This is a genomic window from Streptomyces sp. NPDC005925, from assembly GCF_040638805.1.
In the GTDB taxonomy this organism is placed as follows: Bacteria; Actinomycetota; Actinomycetes; order Streptomycetales; family Streptomycetaceae; genus Streptomyces.
Genome location: NZ_JBEXVL010000041.1, coordinates 25,004 through 37,677 on the forward strand (window position 1 = coordinate 25,004; position 12,674 = coordinate 37,677).

14 protein-coding genes are annotated in these 12,674 nt (G+C 72.5%); 12 read left to right on the top strand and 2 right to left on the bottom strand.

Features of this window, described 5'->3' with window-relative positions:
- Nucleotides 1–345 precede the first annotated feature (345 nt).
- The 6 genes from ABZ354_RS27405 (at nucleotide 346) to ABZ354_RS27430 (ending at nucleotide 6,672) form a co-directional block, all read left to right on the top strand.
- Entirely contained in the window at nucleotides 346–1,482 is a 1,137-nt protein-coding gene (locus ABZ354_RS27405) for a ParA family protein (RefSeq protein WP_279550147.1), read from the top strand.
- Nucleotides 1,467–2,024, top strand: a complete 558-nt coding sequence (locus tag ABZ354_RS27410; RefSeq protein ID WP_358661176.1) for a hypothetical protein — start codon at nucleotides 1,467–1,469, stop codon at nucleotides 2,022–2,024. Before ABZ354_RS27405 ends, ABZ354_RS27410 begins: the two co-directional genes overlap by 16 nt.
- 18 nt (nucleotides 2,025–2,042) lie before the next feature.
- On the top strand, nucleotides 2,043–3,329 hold the full coding sequence (locus ABZ354_RS27415) for a segregation/condensation protein A (RefSeq protein ID WP_358661178.1): 1,287 nt from the start codon (nucleotides 2,043–2,045) through the stop codon (nucleotides 3,327–3,329).
- Nucleotides 3,326–4,000 carry an SMC-Scp complex subunit ScpB gene (scpB, locus tag ABZ354_RS27420; protein WP_358661180.1) on the top strand — a complete coding sequence of 225 codons (675 nt, stop codon included), beginning with the start codon at nucleotides 3,326–3,328 and terminating at the stop codon, nucleotides 3,998–4,000. The genes ABZ354_RS27415 and scpB overlap by 4 nt, the downstream gene beginning before the upstream one ends.
- Nucleotides 4,000–5,070: a pseudouridine synthase gene (locus ABZ354_RS27425; protein ID WP_358661182.1), complete on the top strand. Its 1,071-nt coding sequence runs from the start codon at nucleotides 4,000–4,002 to the stop codon at nucleotides 5,068–5,070. Before scpB ends, ABZ354_RS27425 begins: the two co-directional genes overlap by 1 nt.
- Before the next feature lie 579 nt (nucleotides 5,071–5,649).
- Nucleotides 5,650–6,672, top strand: coding sequence for an ADP-ribosylglycohydrolase family protein (locus ABZ354_RS27430; RefSeq protein ID WP_358661209.1), 1,023 nt, complete (start codon nucleotides 5,650–5,652; stop codon nucleotides 6,670–6,672).
- 50 nt (nucleotides 6,673–6,722) lie between these two features.
- Here ABZ354_RS27430 and ABZ354_RS27435 read toward each other — a convergent pair whose 3' ends face one another.
- Nucleotides 6,723–7,421 (bottom strand): nucleotidyltransferase domain-containing protein, encoded by a 699-nt coding sequence (locus ABZ354_RS27435; RefSeq protein ID WP_358661184.1) that lies wholly within the window; start codon nucleotides 7,419–7,421, stop codon nucleotides 6,723–6,725.
- A gap of 22 nt (nucleotides 7,422–7,443) precedes the next feature.
- Nucleotides 7,444–7,854 carry a Rieske (2Fe-2S) protein gene (locus tag ABZ354_RS27440; RefSeq protein WP_358661186.1) on the bottom strand — a complete coding sequence of 137 codons (411 nt, stop codon included), beginning with the start codon at nucleotides 7,852–7,854 and terminating at the stop codon, nucleotides 7,444–7,446.
- Here ABZ354_RS27440 and ABZ354_RS27445 point away from each other — a divergent pair.
- The 6 genes from ABZ354_RS27445 (at nucleotide 7,853) to der (ending at nucleotide 12,548) form a co-directional block, all read left to right on the top strand.
- Nucleotides 7,853–8,002: a hypothetical protein gene (locus ABZ354_RS27445; protein WP_358661188.1), complete on the top strand. Its 150-nt coding sequence runs from the start codon at nucleotides 7,853–7,855 to the stop codon at nucleotides 8,000–8,002. The genes ABZ354_RS27440 and ABZ354_RS27445 overlap by 2 nt on opposite strands.
- 58 nt (nucleotides 8,003–8,060) lie before the next feature.
- Nucleotides 8,061–8,423 carry a chorismate mutase gene (aroH, locus tag ABZ354_RS27450; RefSeq protein WP_358661190.1) on the top strand — a complete coding sequence of 121 codons (363 nt, stop codon included), beginning with the start codon at nucleotides 8,061–8,063 and terminating at the stop codon, nucleotides 8,421–8,423.
- On the top strand, nucleotides 8,420–9,505 hold the full coding sequence (locus ABZ354_RS27455) for a prephenate dehydrogenase (RefSeq protein ID WP_358661192.1): 1,086 nt from the start codon (nucleotides 8,420–8,422) through the stop codon (nucleotides 9,503–9,505). Before aroH ends, ABZ354_RS27455 begins: the two co-directional genes overlap by 4 nt.
- A gap of 148 nt (nucleotides 9,506–9,653) precedes the next feature.
- Nucleotides 9,654–10,331, top strand: coding sequence for a (d)CMP kinase (cmk, locus tag ABZ354_RS27460; RefSeq protein WP_358661194.1), 678 nt, complete (start codon nucleotides 9,654–9,656; stop codon nucleotides 10,329–10,331).
- Entirely contained in the window at nucleotides 10,289–11,005 is a 717-nt protein-coding gene (locus ABZ354_RS27465) for a lysophospholipid acyltransferase family protein (RefSeq protein WP_358661196.1), read from the top strand. Before cmk ends, ABZ354_RS27465 begins: the two co-directional genes overlap by 43 nt.
- Before the next feature lie 67 nt (nucleotides 11,006–11,072).
- Complete coding sequence (der, locus tag ABZ354_RS27470) at nucleotides 11,073–12,548, top strand: ribosome biogenesis GTPase Der (protein WP_358661198.1); 1,476 nt, start codon at nucleotides 11,073–11,075, stop codon at nucleotides 12,546–12,548.
- Nucleotides 12,549–12,674: the final 126 nt, after the last annotated feature.

The following is a 12,674-nucleotide window of genomic DNA, read 5'->3' on the forward strand; positions in this document are numbered from 1 at the left end:
CCTTGTACATCCGGCTGGACCTTGCCCGACAAGGTCCAGCCGGATGTGTGTATGGTCACTTTGCGGCTCTCGGCCAACTCGCCTCGAACGTAACCGATCAGCCGATTCGTACACCGGCGAATCCTGCCGTGCGACGGCCGTACGCCCTTGACAGAGGGATGTTTCATTGCCGACACATCCGGCCGGGTCCGGCGGATTGTGTTGCTGCGGACGCCCGACACGCCATAGAGTCGCCAACCGTCGGCATGGTGCCACGCTGACCTGTCTAGAAGTTTCCTGGTCACCAAGGAGGTAAGACGACTTGTGAATGAGTCGACATTTACTCCCGGGGGTGGTCAACCAGGAATGCCTGCACGGGACCAGGGTCCCGCGGGGTTCGAGGCTGTCGGCTCCGTCGCAGTGCGCACCTTCGCAGCCCACCGGAGTCACCAGACGACAGGGGTGACTCAGCCAGCACACCAGAGCATGGATGGCCATCACGTGAACGCCATGGCCGGCGACGGAAGTGGCGCGCCCCACAACCATTTCGCCGCCTACGACGAACTGCCCGAGGGTCACTTCTACGACCCCGACGCCGAGTACGAGCCCGATCCCGAGTACGCGGCGACGCTCGCGCCCGACGCGGCCCGTCAGCGCCGTGAGCGCATCGGTCCGACCGGACGCCCGCTGCCGTACTTCCCGATCCCGGGCCCGCTGACCGACCACGGCCCCGCGAAGATCATCGCGATGTGCAACCAGAAGGGCGGCGTCGGCAAGACGACGTCGACCATCAACCTGGGTGCCGCGCTCGCGGAGTACGGACGCCGGGTGCTCCTGGTCGACTTCGACCCGCAGGGCGCGCTGTCGGTCGGACTCGGGGTGAACCCGATGGAACTCGACCTGACCGTCTACAACCTGCTCATGGAGCGGGGCATGGCGGCCGACGAGGTGCTGCTGAAGACGGCGGTCCCGAACATGGACCTGCTGCCCAGCAACATCGACCTGTCGGCGGCCGAGGTCCAGCTGGTCTCCGAGGTCGCCCGCGAGTCGACGCTGCAGCGGGCCCTCAAGCCCCTGCTGCCCGACTACGACTACATCGTGATCGACTGTCAGCCCTCGCTCGGCCTGCTCACGGTCAACGCCCTGACGGCCGCGCACAAGGTGATCGTGCCGCTGGAGTGCGAGTTCTTCGCGCTGCGCGGTGTGGCCCTGCTGACCGAGACCATCGAGAAGGTCCAGGAGCGGCTCAACCCGGAGCTGGAGCTCGACGGGATCCTCGCCACGATGTACGACTCGCGCACGGTGCACAGCCGTGAGGTCCTGGCGCGTGTCGTCGAGGCGTTCGACGACCACGTCTACCACACGGTCATCGGGCGCACGGTGCGCTTCCCGGAGACCACGGTCGCCGGTGAGCCGATCACCACGTACGCCTCCAACTCCGTCGGTGCCGCCGCCTACCGCCAGCTCGCCAGGGAGGTGCTCGCCCGGTGTCACGCCGAGTGAGTCTGCCGGGGGCCGACGAACTCTTCCGTACGACAGGGGGGATGGCGCTCCAGGCGTCCAGCCCCCGGCGCCAGACGGGCGGCGAGCCCCGGGTGCCGTCTCCCGCGGGGGAAAGCGATCCGGCGCCCGCCGAGGACGCGCCCCAGTCGGTGCCCGCGCGGGGCGGCGACGGCGCGGGCCCGGAGCACGTCGCGGTGGACGCGGAGCCGGCCGACGCCGAATCCCGCAGCCGCTCCGGTGCCGCAGGGGCCCCGCGGCGCCAGCCGCCGCCCCCGGCCGAGCCCGCCGGTGCGCCGCGCAAACGGGTCCGGGCCGCCGCTCGGCGGCCCAGCGGCCGGGAACGACACGACGAGAAGATCACCGTGTACGTCTCCGCCGAGGAACTCATGGACCTGGAGCACGCGCGTCTGGTGCTGCGCGGCGAGCACGGTCTGGCCGTCGACCGCGGCCGGATCGTGCGCGAGGCGGTCGCGGTGGTGCTCGCCGATCTGGAGACCCGCGGGGACGCCAGCATCCTCGTACGACGGCTCCGCGGGCGGTAGGGGTAGCCTGCGGGGGCCATGACCCCGAACGACGTCCCCGCCCCCGGCTCCGGTGTGCCCGCCGGCCGTCGGCGTGCGCTGGGGCGGGGCCCGGGGGTCCCACCCGCCGAGCCCGGGACAGCCGGGACGGCGGCGCCCGAGGTGCCTGGACCTGAACCAGAAGCGCCCGCGGCACCCGAGCCGCCCGAACCTGAGCCCGCAGGCCCCGGGGCGCCTGGTGCTGAGCCCGCGCCCGCAGCGCCCCAGGTGCCTGAGCCCGCAGCTCCTGAAACGCCTGGAGCTGAGCCCGCAGCGCCCGAGGTGCCTGGTGCTGAGCCCGCGCCCGTAGCGTCCTTGCCTGAGCCCGCAGCGCCCGTGGCGGGCCCTGCGCCCGCCGGTCCCGCAGTGCCCGCGGTGCGTGAACAGCTCGCGGCGCCCCCTGGAGAGCCCGCCCGCGTCGACGGTGACGACGACGGCGACACCGGTGCGCCCCCTTCGGCTCGGCCCTCTCCCGGCGACGCCGCCGGTTTCAAGGTCCGGCTCGCGAACTTCGAGGGGCCGTTCGACCTGTTGCTCCAGCTGATCGCCAAGCACAAGCTGGACGTCACCGAGGTCGCCCTGTCCCGGGTGACCGACGAGTTCATGGCGTACATCCGGGCCCTGGGGCCGGACTGGGACCTGGACGAGACGACCGAGTTCCTCGTCGTGGCAGCCACCCTGCTCGATCTGAAGGCGGCCCGGCTGCTGCCCGCCGCCGAGGTGGAGGACGAGGCCGACCTGGCCCTGCTGGAGGCCCGGGACCTGCTGTTCGCGCGGCTGCTGCAGTACCGCGCGTACAAGCGGGTCGCCGACATCTTCAGCGGGCGCCTGGAGGCCGAGGCCCGGCGTTATCCGCGTACCGTCGGACTCGAACCGCACCACGCCGAGCTGCTGCCCGAGGTCGTCATCAGCATCGGCCCCGAGGGCTTCGCGCGGCTCGCCGTGAAGGCGATGCAGCCGAAACCGAAGCCGCAGGTGTACGTCGACCACATCCACGCGCCCCTGGTCAGCGTGCAGGAGCAGGCGGGGATCGTCGTCGCGCGGCTGAAGGAGCTCGGCGAGGCCAGCTTCCGCGCGCTGGTGGAGGACACCGACGACACCCTGACCGTCGTGGCCCGCTTCCTCGCCCTGCTGGAGCTGTACCGCGAGAAGGCCGTCGCGCTGGACCAGGAGACCGCCCTCGGTGATCTGCTGGTGCGCTGGACCGGCGGCGACGGGGACGAGACACCGACCGTGACGGACGAGTTCGACCGGCCGCCCGAGCCGGTCAAGGAGGACAAGGCATGAGCGAGGAGACCGCCGGGGGGCCGGCGGGTCCGCGGACCGTCGCCGACCTCGACCTCAGGCCCGCCCTGGAGGCGGTCCTCATGGTCGTGGACGAACCAGCGACCGAGGAGCACCTCGCGAAAATACTGGAGCGCCCCCGACGGCAGGTCGCGGACGCGCTGCGCGAGCTGGCCGACGAGTACACCGTGCAGGGCCGGGGCTTCGAGTTGCGGCTCGTCGCGGGCGGCTGGCGCTTCTACACCCGGCCCGCCTACGCCCCGGCCGTCGAGGGCTTCGTCCTGGACGGCCAGCACGCCCGGCTCACCCAGGCCGCGCTGGAGACGCTCGCGGTGGTCGCCTACCGGCAGCCCGTCAGCCGCAGCAGGGTCTCCGCCGTGCGCGGAGTGAACTGTGACGGCGTGATGCGCACCCTCCTGCAGCGGGGTCTGGTCGAGGAGGCGGGCGCGGAACCCGAAACAGGTGCGATCCTGTACAGGACGACGAACTACTTCCTGGAGCGGATGGGCCTGCGCGGCCTGGACGAGCTCCCGGAGCTCGCGCCCTTCCTCCCGGAGGCGGACGCGATCGAGGCAGAGACCCAGGAAGGCGTCCCGTCGTTCGATCCGGACGCCCCGGAACCGGACGACGGTCCCACGACGAACGTGCCGATAACGACAACGACGGACATTTGATGCGAAGCAGCGGCAGCGGCAAGAGCGGCGGACGCGGTAACCCCCGCGGCGCCGGCAACGACAGGGACAAGAAGCAGGGGCAGGGACGCCCCGGCAAGCCCCGCCCGGAGGAGCGCCGCTACGACGTGGGGCCGGGGGCCACCAAGGACGGCCCGAAGGCCGGACGCGGCGGTGCGGCACGCGGCGGCGCCAAGGGCGGCCCCAAGCAGCCCAGCAGGCAGGACGGCCGCGGCCGTACCGCCCCGGCGCGCCCCCGTGAGTACGAGACGCGGCTCGAGGAGCGCAACCGCGAGCGCTACGCCGACAGGAAGGACGTCAAGATCCCCAAGACGTTCCCCGGCGCCGAGCAGGAGGGCGAGCGCCTGCAGAAGGTCCTCGCCCGCGCGGGCTACGGCTCCCGGCGTGCCTGCGAGGAACTGATCGAGGACGCCCGCGTCGAGATCAACGGCGAGATCGTGCTCGAGCAGGGCCGGCGGGTCGACCCGGAGAAGGACGAGATCAAGGTCGACGGGCTGACCGTCGCCACGCAGAGCCACCAGTTCTTCGCGCTGAACAAACCCGCCGGTGTCGTCTCCACGATGGAGGACCCCGAGGGGCGGCAGTGCCTCGGCGACTACGTCACCAACCGCGAGACGCGGCTGTTCCACGTGGGCCGGCTCGACACCGAGACCGAGGGCGTCATCCTGCTGACCAACCACGGCGAGCTGGCGCACCGTCTGACGCACCCGAGGTACGGCGTGAAGAAGACCTACCTCGCGCACATCGTGGGCCCGATCCCGCGCGACCTCGGCAAGCGCCTGAAGGACGGCATCCAGCTGGAGGACGGCTACGCCCGCGCGGACCACTTCCGGGTCGTCGAGCAGACCGGAAAGAACTACCTCGTCGAGGTCACCCTGCACGAGGGCCGCAAGCACATCGTGCGCCGCATGCTCGCGGAGGCCGGATTCCCCGTGGACAAGCTGGTCCGCACCGCCTTCGGCCCGATCACCCTGGGCGACCAGAAGTCGGGCTGGCTGCGCCGCCTGTCCAACACGGAGGTCGGCATGCTGATGCAGGAAGTCGAGCTGTAGCTGCCACCGGTCCGTCAGCAGTCACCGGCCTGCGGCAGCCGGGTTTTCCGGGTCTTCGCGGACCGGGGCCGTCCAGCCGGGCCCGGTCCGTCCGGCCGCCTCCCCGCCCGGCGGGCTGCGCGCCCTCCGGGTGCCGGCTGCCGCGCCTGCTCCCGACAGCGCGGTGCCGCCGCCGCGCGGGAGGCCGGACCCACCCCGCGGGGCGGCCCACGGCGACCGCGGTTGTGAGCCGCACCGCCCCCCTCTTATAGTCAACCTGACCATAAAGGGGGGCGAGGGGTGCGCGGCTACGACATGTACGCCCGCGAACCCTTTGCCGTCACCGTCGACGCCGCTGTCCTCACCGTCCGCGCGGACACCCCGCACGTGCCGCTCGTGAAGCGCGGGCGGGAGCCGCACGCCGGACAGCGGGTGCGGCCCGGCGCTCTCGTGCGGCCGGACGCGTCGGCGGAGAACGCCGCCCGACGCGCACTCGCCGAGGAGCCGGGCCCGTCCGACGTGACCGGGCCGCACCGGGAGCGGCCGCGCACCCGCAGCGGGCCCCGCCCCTGCTCCGACCGTCCCGGGAAGGACGCCCGCATGACCTCCACCACCGACCAGAAACGCGCCGCCACCGGAGCCCTGACCGGCCTCGCTCTCGGCGACGCCCTCGGCTACCCGACCGAGTTCCACGACGTGCCGACGATCATCGACAGGTACGGGCCCTGGCGCCGGATGCAGCTCCCCACGCCCGCGCTCGTCACCGACGACACCCAGATGACGCTCGCCCTCGGCAAGGCCCTGCGGACGGCGATGGGACGGGGCGTGCTCGGGCGGGAACAGCTGGAGGGGCCGCTGCGGGCGGAGTTCGTGGCCTGGTACGAGTCGCCCGAGAACAACCGAGCCCCCGGCAACACCTGCCTGCGCGCCTGCTCCCTGCTCAAGAACGAGGACCGGCCCTGGCAGGACGCCAGCCAGATCGGCTCCAAGGGCTGCGGCGCCAACATGCGCGTCGCGCCCCTCGGTGTCGTCCCCGGGCTCAGCGACGACCAGCGCGCGGGCGCCGCCCAGCTGCAGTCGGCCCTCACCCACGGCCACCCCACGGCGCTCGCCGCCTCCGACCTCACCGCACACGCCGTGTACCTGCTCGCGCAGGGCACCGACCCCGCCGAACTCGTCGGCGCGCTGCGCGCCTACGCCGTGGACAACCGCAGCCGCTACCACGAGGAGTGGCTGGGCGACCTGTGGACCCGCAGCCAGGACCCGGACCCGGAGCGGTTCGTCGCCCGGGGCTGGGACGAGTGCGTGGCGATCCTCGACCGGCTCGCGGACGCGGTGCGCACCGCCTCGCCCGAGACCGACCCGTGCCTGGCCACCGGCGCCGGCTGGATCGCCGAGGAGGCCCTGGCGACCGGGCTGCTCAGCTTCCTGATGTTCGTGGACGAGCCGCTCACCGCGCTGCGCCGCGCCGCCTGCTCCTCCGGCGACTCCGACTCCATCGCCTGCCTCGCCGGCGCCTTCGCGGGCGCCCACCTCGGCGCGGACGCCTGGCCCACCGAATGGGCCGACCGCATCGAGTACCAGGGCGACCTGGTCACCCTCGGGGCCCTCTGGGACGCCTGACCGGGGGCGGCGGGCCGGAGCGGGCCGGACCGGATGACCGGGGTCGCGGGTCAGCCGTACGACAGGGCCGACGTCCGGCGCGTCCGGAACAGGAAGTCCTCGACGCGGCGCCGGTCCGGCTCGGCGGGCAGCGGGCTGCGTACGAGGGCCTCCTCGGCCTCTCCGGCCAGGCGGGTCATCCAGGTCTCGCAGCGTGGCCAGGGGACCTCGCCGCGCCTCACGGCCAGCAGGGGCCCGCGCCGGTCGCCGACGTCGACGGTGAGCGTGCCCGTGCGCAGCAGGTCGCGGACGCTCGTGAGCAGCCGCAGCAGGTGCATGGCGTGCTTCCAGCGGGGCGCGCCGGGCGCGCGGACCTCGGCCTCCAGCTTGCGGCGCCGGCCCAGCGCGTACCGGGTGAACGACTCGTGGACCCGGCGGGACAGGAACGCGTCGCGCAGCTCCAGCAGTTCGCGGCCGGTGGCGTCGGCGTACTCCACGAGCGGGGAGTGCAGGCACTCCAGGATGTTCGGATTCGCGCGCAGTGCCAGCTCGCAGAAGTGCTCCAGTTTCCAGCCGAACTGCTCCTCGGCAGGGCCCTCGACGTGTGCCGGCGGCTTCTCGAAGCGCCAGAACAGGGGAGTGGGCGCGAGGAACACGCCGCGGCGGTCGGTGTCGCTGCCCTCCGTCGCCAGGCCGAAGGCGCGCGAGCCCATCACGCAGGCGTAGACCGTGTGTTCGCGTACCAGCGTCTCGGGCGTCGTCGGAGGCATGGCCGGGAGCGTACGCGGGGTGTCACGCCAGGTGGATCGAATTTCCCTCCACGGTGATCTTCTCGGCGGGCAGCGCGCGGGTCGCCGGACCGTGCGCCACCGAGCCGTCGGCGATCTTGTACCTGCTGCCGTGGCACGCGCAGTTGATCGTGCCGTCCGACACGTTCGCCACCACGCAGCCCCGGTGGGTGCAGACCGCCGAGAAGGCCTTGAAGTCACCCTTCTCCGGCTGGGTCACCACCACCTTCTCGCCCTTGAAGATCTTGCCGCCGCCGACCGGGATGTCCCTCGTCGCGGCGAGTTCCCCGCGGTCCGTGGCCTCCACGGAACGGCCCGCGTTCCCCTCGCCTCCCCCCTCGTCGCCGCAGCCGACGGTCAGGGCCGCGGCGCCCGCCGTCAGAAGAACCGTTCGCCGGGTCGCGTTCTCGGCCATGTCGTCACTCCAGATGTGCCAGGTGTACAAGAAGCGGGAGAAGAGGGGCAAGTGGGGCGGAAGTAGCATCCTGGCATCGAACGTGGTGCGGAAGAAGCAACCCGGCGCGGAGTCGTCTCACGAACTGGGCATCGCCCGCCCGTGGTGAACGGATGGCTAGGCTGGACGACGCACAGCCGATATGCACGTCAGCGAGGAGCATCACCGTGGCGGTACGAGCGGTCCGGGGCGCCGTCCAACTCGAGCGGGACGAGGCCGGGCACATGGACGAGCAGGTCGGAGCCCTGCTCACCGCCGCCCTCGAGCGCAACGAGCTGACTCCGGACGACCTGATCAGCATCTGGTTCACCGCCACGCCCGACCTGCACAGCGACTTCCCGGCCGCCGCCGCGCGCAAGCTGGGGATCGTCGACGTCCCCCTGATCTGCGCTCAGGAGCTGGACATCGAGGGCGCCATGCCGCGCGTCGTACGCATCCTCGCGCACGTCGAGTCCGACCGGCCCCGCGCCGAGATCGCGCACGTCTACCTCGGTGCCGCGGGCGCCCTGCGCAAGGACATCGCCCAGTGAGAACCGCCCTGGTCATCGGCACCGGCCTGATCGGCACCTCCGCCGCCCTCGCCCTGTCGCAGCGTGGGGTGGTCGTCCACCTCGCCGACCACGACCCGGGGCAGGCCCGCACCGCCGCGGCCCTCGGCGCCGGCACCGACGAAGCGCCCGAGGGCCCCGTCGACCTCGCGATCGTGGCGGCACCGCCCGCCCACGTGGCGGGCGTCCTCGCCGACGCCATGCGGCGCGGCCTGGCCCGCGGCTACCTCGACGTCGCCAGTGTGAAGGGCGGCCCCCGCCGCGAGCTGGAGGGACGCGGCCTCGACCTGTCCGCGTACATCGGCAGCCACCCCATGGCGGGCCGTGAGAAGTCCGGGCCGCTCGCCGCGACCGAAGAACTCTTCGAGGGCCGCCCCTGGGTGCTCACCCCGACCCGCGAGACCGACACCGAGGTGCTCAACCTCGCCCTGGAACTGGTCTCGCACTGCCGTGCCGTGCCCGTCGTGATGGACGCCGACGCCCACGACCGCGCCGTGGCCCTCGTGTCCCACATGCCCCACCTGGTGTCCAGCATGGTCGCCGCGCGACTGGAGAACGCCGAGGAGACCGCCGTACGGCTGTGCGGCCAGGGCATACGTGACGTGACCCGGATCGCCGCCTCCGACCCCCGCATGTGGATCGACATCCTCTCCGCGAACCCGGGACCGGTCGCCGACCTCCTCACGGACATCTCCGACGACCTGCAGGAGGCCGTACGGGCGCTGCGCGCGCTGCAGTCCTCCGACGCGGACAAACGCCACGAGGGCGCCGACGGCGTGGCGGAACTGCTGCGGAGGGGCAACGCCGGTCAGGTCCGGGTCCCGGGCAAGCACGGTTCCGCGCCGCGCGTCTACGAGGTCGTGGCCGTACTCATCGACGACCAGCCCGGACAGCTGGCCCGCATCTTCGCCGACGCCGGGGTGGCCGGGGTCAACATCGAGGACGTACGCATCGAGCACGCGACCGGGCAGCAGGCCGGCCTGGTCCAGCTCATGGTCGAGCCGAAGGCCGCGCCCCTGCTCGCGGCGGCGCTGCGGGACCGGGGCTGGGCGCTGCGGCAGTAGCCGGGGCGGCGCGGGCTGGCGGGGCGCGGGCGGGCGACCGGCGCGGGCGCGGGACGCACGTGGACGGGGGCGCCACTCGTACGCAGTAACCTTGTCCGGGGCCTCTCCGCCCCCGCCCGCCACCCAGGAACAGGAAAGGTGCCTCCCAGTGGAACGCGCCGCAGTGATTGTAGCCATCGACGGCCCCTCCGGCACGGGCAAGTCGAGCACGTCGAAGGCCGTGGCGGCGCAGCTCGCCCTGAGCTACCTGGACACCGGTGCCCAGTACCGGGCGATCACGTGGTGGATGGTCCACAACGGCATCGACATCGACGACCCGGCCGCGATCGCCGCCGTCGCCGACAAGGCGGACATCGTGTCCGGCACCGACCCGGCGAACCCGACGATCACCGTCGACGGCACGGACGTGGCCGGACCGATCCGCACCCAGGAGGTCACCTCCAAGGTCAGCGCGGTCAGCGCCGTGCCCGAGGTGCGGGCCCGGATCACCGAACTGCAGCGCTCCATCGCCCGGTCCGCCGAACGGGGCATCGTCGTGGAGGGCCGCGACATCGGGACGACGGTCCTGCCGGACGCCGACCTGAAGATCTTCCTCACCGCCTCCCCGGAGGCTCGCGCCGCCCGACGCAGCGGCGAGCTCGACGGCGCCGACGTCAACGCCACCCGTGAGGCCCTGATCAAGCGGGACGCGGCCGACTCCAGCCGCAAGGCCTCCCCGCTGGCCAAGGCGGACGACGCGGTCGAGGTGGACACCACCGAGCTCACGCTGCCGCAGGTCATCGAGTGCGTCGTCACCCTCGTCGGGGAGAAGCGGGCCGCGAAGTGACCGCGGCCTCCCAAGCCCCCTCCCGGGCTCCGTCGATGAAGGGCGCCGAGGTCGGACGACGGATCGGCGTCGGGCTGATGTACGGGCTGTGGAAGCCGCGGGTGCTCGGCGCGTGGCGGGTGCCCGCCACCGGCCCGGCCATCCTCGCCGTCAACCACAGCCACATGATCGACGGGCCGATGGTGATGGGCGTGTCGCCCCGGCCCACGCACTTCCTCATCAAGAAGGAAGCGTTCGTCGGTCCGCTCGACCCCTTCCTGCTCGGCATCGGCCAGCTGAAGGTGGACCGGTCGAGCGCCGACCGCACCGCCGTCACCCGGGCCCTGGGCGTCCTGGACAGCGGCGGTGTGCTGGGCATCTTCCCGGAGGGCACCCGCGGCGAGGGCGACTTCGGCGCGCTGCGCGCCGGGCTCGCGTACTTCGCCGTACGCAGCGGGGCACCGGTCGTCCCGGTGGCCGTGCTGGGCAGCTCCGAGCGGCGCGGACGGCTGGTGAAGAAGCTGCCCCCGCTGCGCTCGCGCATCGACGTCGTCTTCGGCGACCCGTTCGACGCGGGCGACGGCAGCGGGCGGCGCACCCGCGCGGCACTGGACGCGGCGACCGGGCGCATCCAGAAGCAGCTCGCCGCGCACCTGGAAAACGCCAGGCGGCAGACCGGCCGCCGGGCACACTGAGTAGTGGATCAAACCGTCAGGAACGGGGTGTTCCACCGATCACCACGATGAACGAGGTACGGACTTCATGAACGACCACATCCACTCCGAGGGTTCGGGCGAGGAGCACGACCACGGGGCGCTTGGCGATGCCGAGTACGCGGAGTTCATGGAGCTCGCCGCGGAAGAGGGCTTCGACATCGAGGACGTCGAGGGCGCCATCGAGGCGGCCGGGCACGGCCCGCTGCCGGTGCTCGCCGTCGTCGGCCGTCCCAATGTCGGCAAGTCGACCCTGGTGAACCGCATCATCGGCCGCCGTGAGGCGGTCGTGGAGGACAAGCCGGGCGTCACCCGGGACCGCGTCACCTACGAGGCCGAGTGGGCGGGCCGCCGCTTCAAGGTCGTGGACACCGGCGGCTGGGAGCAGGACGTCCTCGGCATCGACGCGTCCGTGGCCGCGCAGGCCGAGTACGCCATCGAGGCCGCCGACGCCGTCGTCTTCGTCGTGGACGCCAAGGTCGGCGCCACCGACACCGACGAGGCGGTCGTACGGCTGCTGCGCAAGGCGGGCAAGCCCGTCGTGCTGTGCGCCAACAAGGTGGACGGCCAGAGCGGCGAGGCCGACGCGGCCTATCTCTGGTCGCTCGGGCTCGGCGAGCCGTACCCGGTCTCCGCGCTGCACGGCCGCGGCACCGGCGACATGCTGGACCAGGTGCTGGAGGCCCTCCCGGAGGCCCCGGCGCAGACCTTCGGCACCGCGGTCGGCGGGCCGCGCCGCATCGCGCTGATCGGCCGCCCGAACGTCGGCAAGTCCTCGCTGCTGAACAAGGTGGCCGGTGAGGAGCGCGTCGTCGTCAACGAGATCGCCGGCACCACCCGCGACCCGGTCGACGAGCTGATCGAGCTCGGCGGCGTCACCTGGAAGTTCGTGGACACGGCCGGCATCCGCAAGCGCGTCCACCTCCAGCAGGGCGCCGACTACTACGCCTCGCTGCGCACCGCCGCCGCCGTGGAGAAGGCCGAGGTGGCCGTCGTCCTCATCGACGCCTCCGAGTCCATCTCCGTGCAGGACCAGCGCATCCTCACGATGGCCGTCGAGGCGGGCCGCGCGATCGTCCTCGCGTTCAACAAGTGGGACACGCTGGACGAGGAGCGCCGCTACTACCTGGAGCGGGAGATCGAGACCGAGCTCGGCCAGGTCGCGTGGGCGCCACGGGTGAACGTCTCGGCGCGCACCGGCCGCCACATGGAGAAGCTGGTCCCGGCGATCGAGACGGCTCTCGCGGGCTGGGAGACCCGGGTCCCGACCGGCCGGCTGAACGCCTTCCTCGGTGAGCTGGTCGCCGCCCACCCGCACCCGGTGCGGGGCGGCAAGCAGCCGCGCATCCTGTTCGGCACGCAGGCCGGCACCCGGCCGCCGCGGTTCGTCCTGTTCGCCTCCGGCTTCATCGAGGCGGGTTACCGGCGCTTCATCGAGCGCCGGCTGCGCGAGGAGTTCAGCTTCGAGGGCACGCCCATCCACATCTCGGTGCGGGTGCGCGAGAAGCGCGGCCGGAAGAAGTGATCCACTGAGCACGCCGAAAGGGGCGGCCCCGGCGGGCGCTTTCTAGGGGTCGTTGCAACACGTGGTCGTGTTGATCAGGCCGCGAGCAGTTTAGACAGACGCTCGGCTGGGGTTTCCCAGCCGAGC

What these genes read in the sequence shown, in the direction of transcription:
- ABZ354_RS27405 (WP_279550147.1), top strand. Translation starts at nt 346, where the DNA reads ATGCCTGCACGGGACCAGGGTCCCGCGGGGTTCGAGGCTGTCGGCTCC.
- ABZ354_RS27415 (WP_358661178.1), top strand. Translation starts at nt 2,043, where the DNA reads ATGACCCCGAACGACGTCCCCGCCCCCGGCTCCGGTGTGCCCGCCGGC.
- scpB (WP_358661180.1), top strand. Translation starts at nt 3,326, where the DNA reads ATGAGCGAGGAGACCGCCGGGGGGCCGGCGGGTCCGCGGACCGTCGCC.
- ABZ354_RS27425 (WP_358661182.1), top strand. Translation starts at nt 4,000, where the DNA reads ATGCGAAGCAGCGGCAGCGGCAAGAGCGGCGGACGCGGTAACCCCCGC.
- ABZ354_RS27430 (WP_358661209.1), top strand. Translation starts at nt 5,650, where the DNA reads ATGACCTCCACCACCGACCAGAAACGCGCCGCCACCGGAGCCCTGACC.
- ABZ354_RS27435 (WP_358661184.1), bottom strand. Translation starts at nt 7,421, where the DNA reads ATGCCTCCGACGACGCCCGAGACGCTGGTACGCGAACACACGGTCTAC.
- ABZ354_RS27445 (WP_358661188.1), top strand. Translation starts at nt 7,853, where the DNA reads ATGTCGTCACTCCAGATGTGCCAGGTGTACAAGAAGCGGGAGAAGAGG.
- ABZ354_RS27440 (WP_358661186.1), bottom strand. Translation starts at nt 7,854, where the DNA reads ATGGCCGAGAACGCGACCCGGCGAACGGTTCTTCTGACGGCGGGCGCC.
- der (WP_358661198.1), top strand. Translation starts at nt 11,073, where the DNA reads ATGAACGACCACATCCACTCCGAGGGTTCGGGCGAGGAGCACGACCAC.